Annotated in this window: 14 protein-coding genes; 7 read left to right on the plus strand and 7 right to left on the minus strand. The window is 56.4% G+C overall.

The features are described 5' to 3' along the window. Positions 1–12 precede the first annotated feature (12 nt). Together E3U32_RS03535 and E3U32_RS03540 are read right to left on the minus strand one after the other, a co-directional pair. The gene (locus tag E3U32_RS03535; RefSeq protein WP_134347658.1) at positions 13–756 is read right to left on the minus strand and encodes an alpha/beta fold hydrolase; all 744 of its coding nucleotides are present in this window, start codon (positions 754–756) and stop codon (positions 13–15) included. A gap of 51 nt (positions 757–807) precedes the next feature. Further along, positions 808–2037 carry an MFS transporter gene (locus E3U32_RS03540; protein WP_134347659.1) on the minus strand — a complete coding sequence of 410 codons (1230 nt, stop codon included), beginning with the start codon at positions 2035–2037 and terminating at the stop codon, positions 808–810. A 96-nt stretch (positions 2038–2133) separates the two neighbouring features. Here E3U32_RS03540 and E3U32_RS03545 point away from each other — a divergent pair, with 96 nt between their 5' ends. Continuing rightward, entirely contained in the window at positions 2134–3024 is an 891-nt protein-coding gene (locus tag E3U32_RS03545) for a LysR family transcriptional regulator (RefSeq protein WP_134347660.1), read from the plus strand. On the opposite strand, the gene E3U32_RS03550 is transcribed toward E3U32_RS03545, so the two are convergent. After that, positions 3021–3209: a YfgG family protein gene (locus E3U32_RS03550; RefSeq protein WP_021241815.1), complete on the minus strand. Its 189-nt coding sequence runs from the start codon at positions 3207–3209 to the stop codon at positions 3021–3023. The genes E3U32_RS03545 and E3U32_RS03550 overlap by 4 nt on opposite strands. 353 nt (positions 3210–3562) lie before the next feature. On the opposite strand from E3U32_RS03550, the gene E3U32_RS03555 reads away from it, so the two are divergent. Further along, positions 3563–5803, plus strand: coding sequence for a sensor domain-containing phosphodiesterase (locus E3U32_RS03555; RefSeq protein ID WP_134347661.1), 2241 nt, complete (start codon positions 3563–3565; stop codon positions 5801–5803). 4 nt (positions 5804–5807) lie between these two features. Here E3U32_RS03555 and ppx read toward each other — a convergent pair whose 3' ends face one another. The 4 genes from ppx to purM form a co-directional block, all read right to left on the minus strand. Beyond that, positions 5808–7346, minus strand: coding sequence for an exopolyphosphatase (gene ppx, locus E3U32_RS03560; protein WP_134347662.1), 1539 nt, complete (start codon positions 7344–7346; stop codon positions 5808–5810). Positions 7347–7349: 3 nt separating this feature from the next. Further along, a complete protein-coding gene (gene ppk1 / locus E3U32_RS03565) occupies positions 7350–9410 on the minus strand; it encodes a polyphosphate kinase 1 (protein WP_134347663.1) in 2061 nt (686 codons plus the stop codon). A gap of 207 nt (positions 9411–9617) precedes the next feature. After that, on the minus strand, positions 9618–10259 hold the full coding sequence (gene purN, locus E3U32_RS03570; RefSeq protein ID WP_134347664.1) for a phosphoribosylglycinamide formyltransferase: 642 nt from the start codon (positions 10257–10259) through the stop codon (positions 9618–9620). Continuing rightward, positions 10256–11293 (minus strand): phosphoribosylformylglycinamidine cyclo-ligase, encoded by a 1038-nt coding sequence (gene purM, locus E3U32_RS03575; protein ID WP_025758936.1) that lies wholly within the window; start codon positions 11291–11293, stop codon positions 10256–10258. The genes purN and purM overlap by 4 nt, the downstream gene beginning before the upstream one ends. Before the next feature lie 246 nt (positions 11294–11539). On the opposite strand from purM, the gene bglK reads away from it, so the two are divergent. The 5 genes from bglK to E3U32_RS03600 all read left to right on the plus strand — a co-directional run bounded on the left by bglK (position 11540) and on the right by E3U32_RS03600 (position 16900). Beyond that, positions 11540–12433 (plus strand): beta-glucoside kinase BglK, encoded by an 894-nt coding sequence (bglK, locus tag E3U32_RS03580; RefSeq protein ID WP_134347665.1) that lies wholly within the window; start codon positions 11540–11542, stop codon positions 12431–12433. A 10-nt stretch (positions 12434–12443) separates the two neighbouring features. Then, complete coding sequence (locus E3U32_RS03585) at positions 12444–13874, plus strand: 6-phospho-beta-glucosidase (protein ID WP_134347666.1); 1431 nt, start codon at positions 12444–12446, stop codon at positions 13872–13874. Between the two features lie 227 nt (positions 13875–14101). Further along, positions 14102–14728 (plus strand): uracil phosphoribosyltransferase, encoded by a 627-nt coding sequence (gene upp / locus E3U32_RS03590; protein WP_008501641.1) that lies wholly within the window; start codon positions 14102–14104, stop codon positions 14726–14728. An 86-nt stretch (positions 14729–14814) separates the two neighbouring features. Further along, entirely contained in the window at positions 14815–16104 is a 1290-nt protein-coding gene (uraA, locus tag E3U32_RS03595) for a uracil permease (RefSeq protein ID WP_134347667.1), read from the plus strand. A gap of 94 nt (positions 16105–16198) precedes the next feature. Beyond that, complete coding sequence (locus tag E3U32_RS03600; RefSeq protein WP_216821201.1) at positions 16199–16900, plus strand: DnaA inactivator Hda; 702 nt, start codon at positions 16199–16201, stop codon at positions 16898–16900. The last annotated feature ends 57 nt before the right edge of the window (positions 16901–16957 follow it).

Here is a 16957-nt window from a genome sequence, read left to right on the forward strand (position 1 = left end):
CCGCCGCGGTCGTTAATGGCTCCTGACCGCCTGTTCAATCGTGCGGGCAATAGCCTCCGGCTGGCTCACCATCGGCACGTGGCTTGCTGCCACCTCTGTGGTTTTCGCGTGGATCGTCTTCGCCATCGCGCGTTCAAGCGCCGGGTTAATCATCCTGTCATTCTCACTCACCACATACCAGCTCGGCTTAGTGTGCCACGCTGCGCGAGTAATCTTTTCGCCAAACGCATCGCCCTTTATTGGCCCCTGGGTGGCCGCAATAGTCTGTTGTTCACCCGGTTTCACATCCGGCGCGAAATCCTTCCTGACGGCGTCCGTCGGCAGGTATAAATAGCCGTCCGCCGTTTTGGCGATGTCCGCGCTGCCCGGCGGGGCGGGGAAGCTTCCTGCCAGATCCGCCGTCGACTGACCGGCGTCCGGCGCGAACGCCGCCACATACACCAGCGATTTGACCCGCGCATCGTTACCCGCTTCGCTAATCACGGTACCGCCCCAGGAGTGGCCTACCAGCACCACGTTGCCCTGGGCGCGGGCGATGGCCCGTTTTGTTGCCGCGACGTCATCGTTCAGTGAGGTGAGCGGCAGCTGCACGGCAATGACCTCTGTGTGCTGCTTCTGCAACAGGGTAATCACCTTATTCCAGCTGCTGCCGTCGGCAAACGCGCCGTGCACCAGCACGACGCTGGTTTTACTCTCCGCAAAGGCGCTGGCCGAGGCCAGGGCAAGTAGGGGGAACAGCAAATAATGTTGAATCATCGGTCTCTCTCCTCATCGGTTCTTAATGGCAACAGGGAAAGAAAACCATTTTTATGTATCGGAGATATTTGCCGGAGGAGGCGTTTTGTACCCGTTTGTCAGCGTGGCCTGCTTGATACAGTGCGATACAGTTTGCCTGCCGGGACGGCGCACGATGGCTATCGCCAGCCCGGCAATCACCAGCGTCAGCCCCGTTGACACCCACATTGCGCCAGCGATCCCCAGCGTTTTGTTGAACCACGCATAGGCAAACGGTGAGGCTGCCGCCATAAGCTGGCCGGGGATAAGCAGCATGCCCGTACGGCGGGCATAGCTTTCCGCGCTAAACAGCTCCAGCGGCAGGGTGGCTTTCACGATGGTAACCAGCCCGTTGATGGCGCCATAGCCCAGCACAAACCCGGCCGCGCACCAGACAAACAGGGCGCTGCTTATCCCCAGAAGAAAACAGAGCGGCATGGCGAGAGCGGTAAAAAGCGTTAATGTGAAGGGGGTTAAGCGGGCACCCGCCAGTACCTCCAGGGCGCGCGCGCCCGTCTGGCCGATTCCCCACAGCATGCCGATGGCGACCGGCAGGCCGAAGCTTTCAATAAACTCCGGCAGATGAGTGGACGTGCCGTTAGAGACAAAGGTGATGAGGGCAATGAAGGCGGCATAAAGCCAGCCGTTACGCCGTTCGTTGTTCAGCGGCGGCGCGGTAACTTTTGTCGTCACCGTCAGCCGCTGCCGGGGAAGCGTGCGTATCAGCACCGCGCTCAACAGGCCAAAGAGGGCATAGACGCGTAGCGCATCCTGCCAGCCCATGATGTGAAGCAGGCTATCGCCCAGCGGCCAGAAGATGGCGGAGGCCAGCCCGCCCGCCAGCGTGACCCGTGAAATTGTTCTTCGCGCCTGCTGTCCGTAGAGGTTCACCAGCGCGGCGAACAGCGCATCGTACAGCGACAGGCGCATCCCGACGCCGGTGACCAGCCAGGCGCAGTACCAGCCAAAAAGCGTCTGGGTATACGCCATCCCCGCGCAGCTGATGGCGATCAGCAACGTGCCGCTCATCACCACCTTCTGGCCGCCAAAGCGCGCGAGCAGACGGGCGACAAAAGGGGAGACCGCCGCCATCACCAGCATCGCCAGCGTCAGGCCGAGGTAAATCTGCGGTGATGACCATCCCCGGTCGGCTGAAATGGCCTGCGCAAAAGTGCCGGGCATATAAAACGAGATCCCCCAGTTGATGAGTTGATTACATCCCGCCGTGAGGGCGAGTCGGCGAGGCAGGGCAGGTGTTTCCATTGTTTTCATTCCGCTGTGCAGTTGTCCTGAGCATAACTCGCGCGGTATTGTGCTGGCAGGGCAGCAACCTTATGCGCGGTATAAGAGAAACTTTGAATGACGACGCTTAATCTGGGCTATCTCGCCACGTTCCGTCTGGCGATCCAGCGCGGCAGCTTTTCAGCGGCAGCGGATCTGCTCGGCATTTCCCAGCCCGCCGTCAGCCTGCAAATACGCCAGCTGGAGCAATTTCTGCAAACGCGGCTGGTGGAGCGTACCGGGCGTGGCATTAAGGCGACGGATGCCGGGCAGGCTTTGCTGGCCCATGGGGAGCGTATTCAGCAGGCGGTGGATGACGCCATCCGCTCCGTGAGCGCGTTCAGCCACGACGTGAGCGGCACCATTACGCTTGGCACGGGGGCAACGGCCTGTATCCATCTTTTGCCGCCGCTGCTGGAACAGCTACGCCGCGACTTTCCGCTCCTGAGCGTGGGGGTGACGACGGGTAACACCCTCGACATCGTCAGGGCCATCGAAGAAAACCGTCTCGATATGGGGCTGGTGACGCTGCCGGTGAGTAGCAGAGCGCTGGAGGTGATGCCGGTGATGGACGAGGAGTTTGTCTTTATCGCGTCGCGAGGGCAGCAGGATGCTTTCAGGGATTTCACCCCACAGGCACTGCACGCTCAGCCGCTGATTGCCTTTGAATCCGGCAGCGGTACCCGGGCGCTGATCGACGGCTGGTTTGCAGGCAGTGGATTAACGATCGCGCCGGTGATGCAGCTTGGCAGCATAGAGGCGATCAAACGCATGGTTCGTGCGGGGCTGGGCTACAGCATTGTGCCGCGAATGGCGGTCAAAGAGGATGCCGATCGCGAAGGGCTGTGCGTGATGTCGCTGACGCCCGTGCTGCAGCGGCAGCTGGCCGTGGTGATGCGGCAGGATAAAATCCTGAGCAAAGGCATAGCAGGCATTATTCGGATAGTGCAAAACCCTCCGGCGGCCTAGCGGTCAGCGGTGTCGACGGTCAGGCTGGATTGCTGTGACTGGGTTTTGTCCTGATGGTGATACCAGGCGCCAATCGAAGAGTAAACGAAGCGGCCAAAGAAAAACAGGAAGCTGATGAGCAGTATGATGCGGGTCATTCGGGTGTTAAATCGATGTCGTTTGCGCATACGCGTGACCTGACTCACTCTGTTTTTCCTGGGTAAGCCCTTTTGGGCGATAAGGATATTAAGGCACAGCGGGAAGATGGGGTCAATTCTGGAGTGTGTAAATAACCGTCAATGTTTACATTGGTTAATGTTATTGAAATTAATTAATGCATTTACCATATTGATAATATGAAGAAAAATATTTCAAAAAAAACACCACAAAAAGTTATTTGCGTAAATTAGTTTGATTTAAGTCAACGGATTCCCGGCCCTGATATTTAAAATCCTTCCTCCACACTGTTCGCCCCGCTCGTGGCCGGGTGACGCGTACGTCAGGTTGGATGCCTGTCTTTATTTTCCCTCTGGAGCGATAGGGGTTTAACTGGGCATCTATGAATATTCTCGCTTTCCTGAAAAACAATGAAAACCGCTGGTGGGCATTGCCGCTTATTTTACCTGTGGTTTTACTTCCCGTGCTGAGCGTCGCCAATACGTTCACGCAGTTGGGCGACGGCATTGTGGCACTCTATTATTTGCCCCTCTCATTTTTGCTTTCGCTGATGATGTTCTTTGGCCTGGGAGCCCTTCCCGGGATCGCGCTGTCGCTGTTTATCCGCTATTACCCGTCGGTCGGGATGTTTGAAACTGTCGCCGGTATGCTCCATTTTATCATTCCTTTAGTGCTCAGCTGGGGGGGTTACCGGGTGTTTGCGCCCCGACGGAATATGACGGCTTACGGCGACGTCCGGCTGATGGCGCAGCGCATCTTCTGGCAGGTCTTCTGCCCCGCGACGCTGTTTCTGGTGTTGTTTCAGTTTGCGGTCTATCTGGGCGTGTATGAGAGCCGCCAGAGCCTGGCGGGATTAAACCCTCTTAATATTCGCACGCTCATTAACTATCAGGCACTGCTGGTCAGCGGGCTGACGGGCGTGCCGTTGAGCTATCTGCTGATCCGCCTGATTCGCCATCCGCGTTATGTCAAAAGCCTTGTCTCGCAGATCCGTTCCCAGATAGATAAAAAGGTGACGATCGCTGAGTTTTTACTATGGGCTGTTGCGCTTGGCGGGCTGCTTTCACTGCTGCTGCTTCCGATGAACGAAAACAGCTCCATTTTCACCACCAACTACACCCTGTCATTGCTGATGCCGGTGATGCTCTGGGGCGCGATGCGTTTTGGCTATAAGCTGGTATCGCTGATCTGGACACCGGTGCTGCTGGTGTCTATTCACTATTTTTACCACTATATCCCGGTTAACCAAGGGTATGACATCCAGCTGGCGATCACCTCTTCCAGTTACCTGGTCTTCTCGTTTGTGGTGATTTATATGTCGATGATGGCGACTCGCCAGCGCGCCGTGAATAAACGCTCCCGCAGGCTGGCGCTGCTCGACCCGGTCGTACATATGCCTAACCTGCGGGCATTGTCGCGCGATCTGGCAAAGAACCCGTGGTCGGCGCTCTGCCTGCTGCGCATTCCGGAACTGGAAATTCTGGGGCGAAATTACGGTGTGTTGCTGCGTATTTTGTACAAACAGCAGCTGGCGCAGTGGGTTAATGGCACGCTCCAGCCCAATGAGCAGGTGTATCACCTGACCGGGTATGACCTGGCGGTGCGGCTCAACGCGGAATCTCACCAGCAGCGGATTGAAGCCCTGGACGAGCATATCAAACAGTTCCGCTTTGTCTGGGATGGCATGCCGCTGCAGCCGCAGGTTGGCGTGAGCTACTGCTATGTACGTTCTCCGGTTAACCATCTCTATCTGGTCCTGGGGGAACTGGGGGTAGTTGCCGATATGTCGCTCTCCTCCAACCATCCGGAAAATCTTCAGCAGCGTGGTGCGGTCCATTTGCAGCGTAGCCTGAAGGATAAAGTCGCGATGATGAGCCGCCTGCAAAAGGCGCTCGATAACAACGAATTCACCCTGCTGGCGCAGCCCGTTCGCGGCCTGCGAGGCGATCGCTATCACGAAGTCTTGCTGCGGATGTCGGATGTCAACGGGTTATTGATCTCTCCCGATCAATTCTTGCCCGTTGCGCAGGAGTTTGGTTTGTCGTCGCGGGTGGATTTGTGGGTGCTGGAGCACACCCTGCGCTTTCTGGCCGCGCATCGCGAAAGGCTGCCCGGACAGCGTTTTGCCATTAATCTGGCCCCTTCAACCGTTTGTCGGGTGCAGTTCCCGCTCGAGGTGAGTCGCCTGCTGGCGAAATACGCCATCGAGCCGTGGCAGATGATTTTTGAGGTGACGGAGTGCAGCACTTTCGGCAGCGGGGAGCAGGCGCTACACATCCTTCAGCAGCTGCAGAAAATGGGGGTACGCATTGCGATTGATGATTTCGGTACCGGGTATGCGAGCTATGCACGGCTGAAAAGCGTGGATGCGGACATTCTCAAGATCGACGGCAGCTTTATCCGCAATATCGTCAACAACAGCCTGGATTACCAGATAGTGGCCTCTATCTGCCATCTGGCGCGCATGAAGAAAATGCTGGTGGTCGCAGAGTATGTCGAGACCGAAGAGATACGTAGCGCGGTTAACGCGCTAGGTATTGATTATGTGCAGGGCTATTTGATTGGCAGGCCGGTACCGCTTGAGTCACTGCTGGAAGCTGAGGCGTCCTCCTCGGACGCCTGAGGCGTTACGCGGCGACGTCGGCACTCTCTTCTTCGATTTTGAGCAGCCAGCCGGTGACCGCTTCCCAGTACTGCTGCTCTTTTTCCAGGTCCAGCAGGACCAGCGCGTTCTGGCTAAACCAGTCGTGCGGGAAGCTTAGCGTCCAGTGATGGTCGTCGGTTTTCAGCTTCAGCGTTGGCGGCGTGGTGGTTGCCTGACGCTGGTTATTGAGCAGCACGCCCAGACGCAGCAGCTGAATCAGCGGCAGGAACTGCTTCTTCTTGAACAGCGTGAAGCGCGGCAGATCGTCAAGCTTGATGGCTTTACGGTGATAGCGCACCAGGGTCGCCATCATGGTTTGCTGCTCCTGGTTGAAGCCAGGCAGATCGCTGTTTTGCAGAATATACGCCGAATGGCGGTGCATCCCGCTGTGGTTGATATTCAGTCCCACTTCGTGCAGCATCGCTGCCCATTTCAGCAGGGCGGCAAGCTGCGGGTGCGCCAGCTTAGGGTTCTGCTCCTGCCATTGATCGTACATCTGAACGGTCGTTTCCAGAACTCGCTTCGCCTGTTCCCGATCGATGTTGTACTGGTTTGCCAGGCTTTGCGCGGTGCGGCTGCGGATATCCTGATGGCGGAAGCGGCCTTCCATCTCATACAGCACACCTTCACGCAGCGCGCCGTCAGAAAGACGCAGCTCTTTAATGGCCAGCGCATCAAACACGCCGCAGAGGATAGCCAGCCCCGGCACGAAGACCGCTTTGCGCTCGTCGGAAAGGCCCGGCAGGCTTAAGGCGTCGAAGCTTTTATTTTTCAGCACCTCTTCGGTAAGCAGTGTCAGGCGCTCGGGCGTGATAAACCCGTCTTTTTCACCCATCGCCAGCAGCACTTCATGCGCCGCTTTGATGGTGCCTGACGCGCCCAGCGCTACGTTCCAGCCCTGAATACGGTACTGCCAGGCCAGGTTTTCCAGCTTCTGGACAGCCGCCATACGCGCGCGCTGGAAGTTCTCACGGGTGATGGTGCCGCCCGGGAAATACATCTGCGCGAAGCTGACGCAGCCCATACGGCGGCTTTCCACCAGACGTGGCTCAAAGTCTTCGCCGATCACCAGCTCCGTAGAGCCGCCGCCGATATCAATAACCAGCTTGCGCCCTTTTTCCGGTTGGGTGTGCTCGACGCCCATGAAAATCAGACGCGCCTCCTCGTTACCGGAGATGATCTCAATCGGGTAGGGGATCACTTTTTCGGCCCGCTTGAGGAATTCTGGCGCGTTCAGCGCCTGGCGCAGGGTGTGGGTGCCCACGATGCACACGCTGGAGGGCGAGAAGCCCTGCAGGCGTTCAGCAAACAGCGACAGGCAGTTTAACCCACGCTCCATCGCCTCTTCGCTAAGCATGCTGCGTTCATCAAGACCATCCGCCAGGTGTACGCGCTGCTTCAGACGACCGATGATCTGCAGCGCGCCATCCACCTCACGGGCGATGACCATGTGGAAACTGTTAGAGCCAAGATCGACCGCGGCGAATTCCTGCGGACGTGGGGTCTTATCATTTATCGGCATAGGTTAATCGGGTTGCTCGAGTGATTTGATATAGTCGTAAATCGCCAGTTGCGACCGCACTTTACGGCGGTTGCCGCGCGGTACGTAGCGGTTACTGAGTTCTTTGTCGATATAGCGTGCTTTCACGGTATCGCTGAACAGAATCTCGATGATGTCGAGGATCTGCTGCTTCAGGCGTGGATCCAGCAGCGGCGTCGCGACTTCAATTCGGTAGTCAATATTGCGCGTCATCCAGTCTGCAGAAGAGAGATAGACCTGTTTATCACCCGCATTATCAAAAATATAGACCCGATCGTGTTCCAGGTAACGGTCAACAATGCTGATCACCCGAATATTGTCGCTGATGCCTTCCAGTTCAGGGATCAGGGAGCACATGCCGCGGATCAGCAGGTTAACCGGCACGCCGGAACTGGACGCCGCGTACAGCCTGTCCACCAGACCTTTGTCGACCAGGTTGTTGAGCTTCAGCGTGATGCCTGACGACAGCCCTTTCTGGGCATTGGCGATCTCTTTGTCGATCATATCGTACAGCAGACGGCGCGAGTTCTGCGGCGACACCAGCAGATAATCGAAGCTCACCGGACGGTACGGGTTCTCAATAAAGTTAAACACCCGGCGCACCTCGTTCGTGATGCGGGCATCGGCGGTCAGCAGCGAGTAGTCGGTATAAATTCGCGCGGTTTTCTCGTTAAAGTTTCCGGTACCGATGTGGGCATAACGCACCACCTCATCGCCCTCTTTACGCGAGATCAGGAACAGCTTGGCGTGAATTTTCAGTCCTGGCGCGGAGAAGATGACGTGTACGCCCGCTTCCGTCAGACGGCGCGCCCAGTGAATGTTCGCCTCTTCGTCGAAGCGCGCCTGCAGCTCAACCACCACGGTGACTTTTTTGGCGTTGTGCGCCGCATGGATCATCGCGTCGATGATGCGGGAATCTTTTGCCACGCGGTAGATGTTGATTTTGATCGCCAGGACGTTCGGGTCGAAAGAGGCCTGACGCAGCAGTTCCAGCACGTGCTCGAACGTGTGATACGGATAGTAGAGCAGGACATCGCGTTCGCGAATGGCGTCGAACCCGTTGCGGAATTTATCAAACCACAGATGGCGCAGGCGCGGCAGCGGCTTGTTCACCAGATTGGCTTTGCCGACGTTCGGGAAGCCAATAAAGTCTTTAAAGTTGTGGTAACGGCCACCCGGCACGATGGAGTCATAGCGCGAAATGGTCAGTTTCTCGCGCAACATTTCCACCATGGCGTCTGGCATATCGCGCTGATAAACAAAGCGCACCGGTTCGGCCGTCAGACGCTGTTTAAGGCTGGATGACATCAGCTCCATCAGGCTGGCTTCCATCTCGTGCACCAGGTCATATTCGGCGTCACGGGTCATCTTCATCGAGTAGGCGTTTAACGCATCGTAATCGAAGAAGCCTTTAAAGATGTCGTCCAGGCAATAGCGCAGGATGTTATCCAGCAGGATCATCGGTTTGCGTCTGCGCGGGGTTTCCGGCGGCAGGTTCACAAAGCGTGGCACCTTGTCGGACGGGATCTCCAGCAGCGCGTAACGGATAGATTCACCGCGAATGATCTCCACCGCCAGGTAGGTGTAGTCATCTTTCAGGAACTGCACCAGATCGGTTTCGCGGTTGATCAGAATCGGGGTAATGTGCTGGCGCAGATAGTGTTTGAAGTAGTGCCGCAGCCAGTTTTGCTGGTTAACGGAAAGCTGGCGTTCGTTAATCAGGAAGATTTGATTACGCGCCATCTCCAGCAGGAGTTCGTTATACAGGCCGTCAAATTCCTGATCGGCTTTCAGCACGCGGGCCTGTATTTTGCCCAGCAGATGACGCGAGTGAGAGTTTAAGCCCTGTTCTTCGCTAATGATGATGCGTCTTTTCAGCTCGGCAAAGCGAACCTTATAGAACTCATCCAGGTTGTTGGAATAAATGCCCAAAAAACGCATGCGCTCGATCAGCGGGTTACTTTTGTCAGCCGCTTCCTGGAGTACACGTTCGTTGAATGCTAACCAGCTTAGCTCTTTCTCGATATATAACTTTTCCTGACCCATTACAGCTCACACTCCAGTTCAATCACAGGACGTGGTAAATCCGTCTCGTCCTTATTATGGCGAGCATTTCCACGATATGTCCAACAGTGCCAGAAAAGTATGACAGTTATTTTTTTTGTTGGGGATTTTAGAAGGTTGGAGAAGGGAATATCGGGTAATGCGATGTACAGGTCGGGTAAGCGCAGCAGCGCTACCCGACATAACCAACTACTCTTCCGCCGCATAACCCTGCGGGGGGAGCTTAACGCCATCCAGCCATGCTGCGCCGTCGCGCATCGCCAGACGCCCGTCAACAAACCAGCTGACCACCAGCGGGTAAATGGCATGCTCCTGAGTCTGCACGCGTTCGGTCACGTCTTCTTCGTTGTCGCCGTCAAAGACCGGAACTTTCGCCTGCAGGATCACCGGACCGCCGTCCAGTTCGTCAGTAACGAAATGCACGGAGGTGCCATGCTCTTCATCGCCGTTTTCCAGAACCTGACGATGGGTGTGCAGGCCGGGATATTTCGGCAGAAGCGAAGGGTGAATATTCAGCAGACGTCCGGCGTAATGCGCGACAAAAGCCGGGCTCAGAATTCGCATATACCCCGCCAGCACCACGACGTCAGGGGCGTAGGCATCAATCTCCTGAACCAGCTCACGGTCAAAGGCTTCACGACCGGCGAACTGGCTGGCTTCCAGCGCGTGCGCGGGAATGTTCGCTTCCCGGGCGCGCTCAAGGCCGAACGCATCGGCCTTGTTGCTGAATACTGCCCGAATGGTGCCGTTGATTTTCTTCTGTTTGCAGGCGTCGATTATCGCCTGCAAATTGCTTCCGTTGCCGGAAATGAGCACCACGATGTTTTTCATTCAATGACCACACGCTGTTCGGAATCGGAAGCTTTAATCGTACCGATTTTCCACGCGTTTTCACCTTTCTCTGTCAGCAGTTTAACCGCTTTGTCCGCTTCACTTGCCGGCAGGGCGATAACCATACCCACGCCACAGTTAAAGGTGCGATACATTTCGTGAGAGCTCACATTGCCTGCGGTCTGCAGCCAGTTGAACACGGCTGGCCACTGCCATGACGATTCGTCGATCACCGCCTGCGTGTTGTCTGGCAGCACGCGCGGAATGTTTTCCCAGAAGCCGCCGCCGGTCAGGTGAGCGATAGCGTGAACGTCGACGTTCTCGATAAGTTCAAGCACGTTTTTCACGTAGATGCGGGTCGGCGCCAGCAGATGGTCCGCCAGCGGTTTACCTTCAAGCTCGGTGGTCTGTGGGTCGCAACCGCTCACCTCAAGGATTTTACGCACCAGAGAGTAGCCGTTTGAGTGCGGGCCGCTGGAGGCCAGCGCGATCAGCACATCGCCATCGGCCACTTTGCTGCCGTCGATAATTTCTGATTTTTCTACCACGCCGACGCAGAAGCCTGCGACGTCGTAATCTTCGCCGTGATACATGCCTGGCATTTCCGCGGTTTCGCCACCGACCAGCGCACAGCCTGACTGTAAGCAGCCTTCGGCGATACCGTTAATCACGCTGGCTGCGGTATCCACGTCCAGTTTGCCGGTCGCGTAGTAGTCGAGGAAGAACAGCGGCTCTGCACCCTGAACCACCAGGTCGTTTACGCACATCGCGACCAGATCGATACCGATCGTGTCGTGACGTTTTAAATCCATCGCCAGGCGCAGTTTTGTGCCTACACCATCAGTACCCGAGACCAGAACAGGTTCACGATATTTTTGCGGCAGCGCGCACAGTGCGCCGAATCCACCCAGACCACCCATCACTTCCGGGCGGCGGGTTTTTTTCACCACACCTTTGATTCGGTCAACCAGCGCATTACCTGCGTCAATATCAACACCGGCATCTTTGTAGCTGAGAGAAGTTTTGTTGGTCACGGCTTAAATCCCCACGCGATTGCATAGCTAGTAAGAAAAATCGGCGCAATTCTAACAGTCCAGGCAAACGTTTGCGAGCCTATTCTCGGCAAGAGGATTTTTTTTTCTGTTGCGTCTCGTACGGCGTGCAAACTTGACTCCGTTCACGAAAATGAAACCGGTTTCGGCGATCCGCTTGCAAGCGGTTTGCGGAATGAACATCATAAACTGAAACCGGTTTCAGTTTCATTCAGGAGGGATGAAGTCATGAACATTGCCGCATTTGATATTGGTGGCACCGCCTTAAAAATGGGTATCGCGACAGGGCAGGGAGCGCTGCTGCAGAGGGACAAGGCCGCCATTAAAAACAGCGACGGCGAGGCCATCCTTTCGCAGATGCTGGGCTGGGTGGCGGCGCATCCCGGGCTTGCGGGGATCGCCGTCAGCGCGCCGGGGTATGTGAATCCGCATACCGGGTTTATCGACATGGGCGGGGCGATTCGCCGCTTCGACCAGTTCGCGATGAAAGCCTGGCTTGAGGCGCAGACGGGGTTACCGGTCACTGTAGAGAATGACGCCAACTGCGTGCTGCTGGCGGAGCGCTGGCAGGGCAAGGCGACGGATATCGACAACTTTCTGGTGCTGACCATCGGCACCGGGATCGGCGGGGCGATTTTCTGCAACGGCAGGCTGGTTCACGGGGCGCGTTTTCGCGCCGGGGAGTTCGGCTACATGCTCACGGAAAGGGCGGACTCAAGACGCGTTGCCCGCCACTCCATGAATGAAAACTGCACGTTACGCACCCTTCGCAAGCGTTACAGCGATTTTTACGGGCTGGCGCTTGATGACGTGACCGGCGAAGCCATTTTTGACGGTTATGACGCAGGCGACGCCGTGTGCCGCCGCCTGGTGGATGATTTTCTTAACGGTATTGCGACAGGTCTCTACAACCTGGCGAATGTTTTCGATCCGCAGACCATATTCATTGGCGGCGGAATTGCGGAGCGCCCCGGGTTTATGGATTTGCTTCGCACCCATCTCTCGTGGTTTGGCATCGCGGATATCGCCGATGTTGTCAGCCACGGCAACCGCGCCGGGTTAATTGGCGCGGTTTACCACTTCAGACAGCAGTATCCGTCAGCAATCCGCAACATCGAATGAGGGAAAAAGTATGTCAGGATTTAAAGCAGGTTTTCTGTGGGGCGGCGCGGTTGCCGCGCATCAGCTGGAAGGCGGCTGGAAAGAGGGCGGCAAAGGGGTGAGCGTCGCCGACGTCATGACCGCCGGCGCGCACGGCGTACCGCGTGAAATCACCAACGGCGTGCTGCCAGGAAAAAACTACCCGAACCACGAAGCCATCGATTTCTACCATCGCTATAAAGAAGACATCAAACTCTTTGCCGAGATGGGGTTCAAATGCTTCCGTACTTCTATCGCCTGGACGCGTATTTTCCCGAAAGGGGACGAGCTGGAGCCTAACGAGGCTGGCCTGAAATTCTATGACGATCTGTTCGACGAATGTCTGAAATACGGCATCGAACCGGTTATCACGCTTTCTCACTTCGAAATGCCTTTCCATCTGGTCACGGAATACGGTGGATGGCGCAACCGTAAGCTGATCGACTTCTTCGTTCGTTTCGCAAAAGTCGTTTTCCAGCGCTACCAGCATAAAGTGAAGTACTGGATGACCTTCAACGAGATCAACAACCAGGCCAACTTCCACGAAGACTTTGCGCCGTTCACCAATTCCGGGCTGAAGTATGAGCCGGGTGAAGACCGTGAGCCGGTGATGTTCCAGGCCGCGCACTATGAGCTGGTGGCCAGCGCCCTGGCGGTGAAGGCGGGGCGCGAGATTAATCCGTCGCTGCACATCGGCTGCATGATTGCCATGTGCCCTATCTATCCGCTGACCTGCGCGCCTGACGATATGATGATGGCGATGAACGCCATGCACCGTCGTTACTGGTTCACCGACGTTCACGTGCGCGGCAAGTATCCGCAGCATCTGCTCAACTACTTTGAGCGTCGCGGTTTCGCGCTGGATATCACCGAAGAAGATAAAGCGGCGCTGACGCAGGGCTGCGTGGATTACATCGGGTTCAGCTATTACATGTCTTTCGCCACCAAAGCGACGGCGGATAACCCGCAGCTGGATTACGACGAGAGCAAGAGCCTGGTCTCTAACCCGTACGTGCAGAAATCCGACTGGGGCTGGCAGATTGACCCGGTAGGGCTGCGCTACTCCCTGAACTGGTTCTGGGATCACTACCAGCTGCCGCTGTTTATCGTGGAAAACGGCTTTGGCGCTATTGACGTGCAGGAGAGCGACGGCACGGTGGACGACCAGTACCGTATTGACTACCTGGCCGCACACATCCGCGAGATGAAAAAAGCGGTAGTGGAAGATGGCGTTGACCTGATGGGGTATACCCCGTGGGGCTGTATCGACCTCGTTTCTGCCGGCACGGGCGAAATGAAAAAGCGCTACGGCTTTATCTTTGTCGATAAAGATAATGAAGGTAACGGCACGCTGAACCGCAGCAAGAAGAAGTCGTTCGACTGGTATAAGCAGGTGATCGCGAGTAACGGCGATAACCTGTAATTGTCGGGTGGCGCTAACGCTTACCCGACCTACACTACACGTAGGCCCGCGTAAGCGTAGCGCCACCGGGCAGAACCCGCACCCAAGCCGGAGTCTCGCCTCCGGTTTTTTTTATCTCTAAATCACTTTGCTTGATATACGTCAAGCAAGATGGGTATGGCCTAATCCGAAAAAAGCGGTATAATCCCGCGATTTTTTTGCGGATGCCACCTCAGAGGAGAAAGAGAATGAAGATTGTGGAAGTGAAACACCCACTCGTTAAACACAAGTTGGGCCTGATGCGTGAGCATGACATCAGCACGAAGCGTTTTCGCGAACTGGCATCTGAAGTCGGCAGCCTGCTGACCTACGAAGCGACCTCTGACCTGGAAACGGAAAAAGTGACCATCGAAGGCTGGAACGGCCCGGTGCAGGTTGAGCAGATCAAAGGTAAGAAAATTACCGTTGTGCCAATCCTGCGTGCCGGTCTCGGCATGATGGAAGGCGTGCTGGAGCACGTGCCAAGTGCGCGTATCAGCGTGGTCGGGATCTACCGTAATGAAGAGACGCTGGAGCCGGTTCCTTACTTCCAGAAGCTGGTGTCTAACATCGACGAGCGTATGGCGCTGGTGGTTGACCCAATGCTGGCGACCGGCGGTTCAATGATCGCGACCATCGACCTGCTGAAAAAAGCGGGCTGCAGCAGCATCAAAGTGCTGGTGCTGGTTGCGGCACCGGAAGGGATCGCGGCGCTGGAAAAAGCGCACCCGGACGTTGAGCTGTATACCGCCTCTATCGACCAGGGCCTTAACGAGCACGGGTACATCATCCCGGGGCTGGGCGATGCCGGCGATAAGATCTTTGGTACGAAATAATCGAATAACGATAAATAAGCCGACTTTGATAGTCGGCTTTTTTTTGAATAAAACACCAACAACAATACTACTCAGAGGAAAACACTATGACGCGCCGTGCTATCGGGGTGAGTGAAAGACCGCCGCTTTTACAGACTATCCCGCTTAGTTTGCAGCACCTGTTCGCCATGTTTGGCGCAACCGTGCTGGTGCCAATCCTGTTTCACATTAACCCGGCTACCGTGCTGCTGTTCAACGGCATTGGTACGCTGCTGTACCTCTTTATCTGTAAAGGCAAAATCCCGGCGTATCTGGGGTCGAGCTTCGCCTTTATCTCGCCGGTTTTACTGCTGCTGCCGTTGGGTTATGAAGTGGCGCTGGGCGGGTTTATTATGTGTGGCGTCCTGTTCTGCGTGGTGTCTTTTATCGTGAAGAAAGCCGGTACCGGCTGGCTGGACGTCATGTTCCCGCCTGCCGCGATGGGCGCCATCGTTGCGGTCATCGGTCTGGAGCTGGCGGGCGTGGCGGCGAATATGGCCGGTCTGCTGCCTGCTGACGGCCAGTCACCGGATTCCAAAACCATTATCATCTCGCTCGTAACGCTGGGCGTAACGGTGTTTGGCTCCGTGCTGTTCCGCGGCTTCATGGCGATTATCCCGATCCTGATCGGCGTGCTGGCGGGCTATGCGCTCTCCTTCGCAATGGGCGTGGTGGATACCACTCCAATCGCTCAGGCGCACTGGTTCGCTCTGCCAACCTTCTATACGCCACGCTTCGAATGGTTTGCTATCTTCACCATTCTGCCCGCGGCGCTGGTAGTGATTGCGGAGCACGTCGGCCACCTGGTGGTGACGGCGAACATCGTCAAGCGCGATTTAATCCGCGATCCGGGTCTGCATCGTTCCATGTTTGCCAACGGATTCTCGACCATTATCTCGGGGTTCTTTGGCTCCACGCCAAATACCACCTACGGTGAGAACATCGGCGTGATGGCCATTACCCGCGTCTACAGTACCTGGGTTATCGGCGGCGCGGCGATCATTGCCATTCTGCTCTCCTGCGTCGGTAAGCTGGCGGCCGCTATCCAGATCATTCCGGTGCCGGTAATGGGCGGTGTGTCTCTGCTGCTGTACGGCGTGATCGGCGCATCCGGTATTCGCGTGCTGATTGAATCTAAAGTGGATTACAGCAAAGCGCAGAACCTGATCCTGACCTCCGTTATCCTGATCATCGGCGTGAGCGGTGCGAAGGTGCACATTGGTGCGGCCGAGCTGAAAGGTATGGCGCTGGCAACTATCGTCGGAGTCGGCCTGAGCCTGATCTTCAAGCTGATCTCTGTGCTCCGCCCGGAAGAAGAGATACTGGACGCTGACGACAGCGAAAAAGCGTCACATTGATCGTTTAACCGGGCGAAGGATCGCCCGGTTCTCTCCTTGCAGGTTCCGTGTTAAACTCCGTTCCGATTTTATGTAAGATCTGGTTGAGGTACTTCTGAACGGACCGGCACAGCTCTCTCTGCCACTCTATCTCCCTGACGACGAAACTTTCGCGAGTTTCTGGCCGGGTGATAACCCCTCTTTACTGGCTGCACTGCAAAACGTGCTGCGCCAGGATCACAGCGGATACATCTATATCTGGTCACGCGAAGGCGCGGGGCGCAGCCACCTGTTGCATGCCGCCTGTGCGGAGCTCTCCGCGCGGGGTGATGCGGTAGGCTATGTGCCGCTGGATAAACGTACCTGGTTTGTGCCTGACGTGCTGGAGGGAATGGAACATCTCTCCCTGGTGTGCATCGATAATATCGAATGCGTGGCGGGGGATGAGCCGTGGGAAATGGCGATCTTTAACCTCTATAACCGCATTCTGGAGTCGGGCAAAACCCGGCTGCTGATCACCGGCGATCGTCCGCCGCGCCAGCTTAACCTTGGGCTACCGGATCTGGCGTCTCGTCTGGACTGGGGCCAAATCTACAAGCTCCAGCCGCTGTCGGATGAAGACAAACTCCAGGCGTTACAGCTGCGGGCAAAGCAGCGTGGATTTGAGCTGCCGGAGGACGTGGGGCGTTTCCTGCTTAAGCGTCTGGACAGGGAAATGCGCACGCTGTTTGATACGCTCGATCAGCTCGATCGCGCTTCCATTACCGCCCAGCGCAAGCTGACCATTCCGTTTGTGAAAGATATTCTCAAGCTGTAGTTGTGCCGGGTGGCGGCTGCGCCTTACCCGGCCTACAGGAGCCTTCGGGTTTCGTAG

This window comes from Lelliottia nimipressuralis, from assembly GCF_004402045.1.
GTDB classification, from domain to species: domain Bacteria; phylum Pseudomonadota; class Gammaproteobacteria; order Enterobacterales; family Enterobacteriaceae; genus Enterobacter; species Enterobacter chinensis.

What these genes read in the sequence shown, in the direction of transcription:
- E3U32_RS03535 (WP_134347658.1), bottom strand. Translation starts at nt 756, where the DNA reads ATGATTCAACATTATTTGCTGTTCCCCCTACTTGCCCTGGCCTCGGCC.
- E3U32_RS03540 (WP_134347659.1), bottom strand. Translation starts at nt 2,037, where the DNA reads ATGGAAACACCTGCCCTGCCTCGCCGACTCGCCCTCACGGCGGGATGT.
- E3U32_RS03545 (WP_134347660.1), top strand. Translation starts at nt 2,134, where the DNA reads ATGACGACGCTTAATCTGGGCTATCTCGCCACGTTCCGTCTGGCGATC.
- E3U32_RS03555 (WP_134347661.1), top strand. Translation starts at nt 3,563, where the DNA reads ATGAATATTCTCGCTTTCCTGAAAAACAATGAAAACCGCTGGTGGGCA.
- ppx (WP_134347662.1), bottom strand. Translation starts at nt 7,346, where the DNA reads ATGCCGATAAATGATAAGACCCCACGTCCGCAGGAATTCGCCGCGGTC.
- ppk1 (WP_134347663.1), bottom strand. Translation starts at nt 9,410, where the DNA reads ATGGGTCAGGAAAAGTTATATATCGAGAAAGAGCTAAGCTGGTTAGCA.
- purN (WP_134347664.1), bottom strand. Translation starts at nt 10,259, where the DNA reads ATGAAAAACATCGTGGTGCTCATTTCCGGCAACGGAAGCAATTTGCAG.
- bglK (WP_134347665.1), top strand. Translation starts at nt 11,540, where the DNA reads ATGAACATTGCCGCATTTGATATTGGTGGCACCGCCTTAAAAATGGGT.
- E3U32_RS03585 (WP_134347666.1), top strand. Translation starts at nt 12,444, where the DNA reads ATGTCAGGATTTAAAGCAGGTTTTCTGTGGGGCGGCGCGGTTGCCGCG.
- upp (WP_008501641.1), top strand. Translation starts at nt 14,102, where the DNA reads ATGAAGATTGTGGAAGTGAAACACCCACTCGTTAAACACAAGTTGGGC.
- uraA (WP_134347667.1), top strand. Translation starts at nt 14,815, where the DNA reads ATGACGCGCCGTGCTATCGGGGTGAGTGAAAGACCGCCGCTTTTACAG.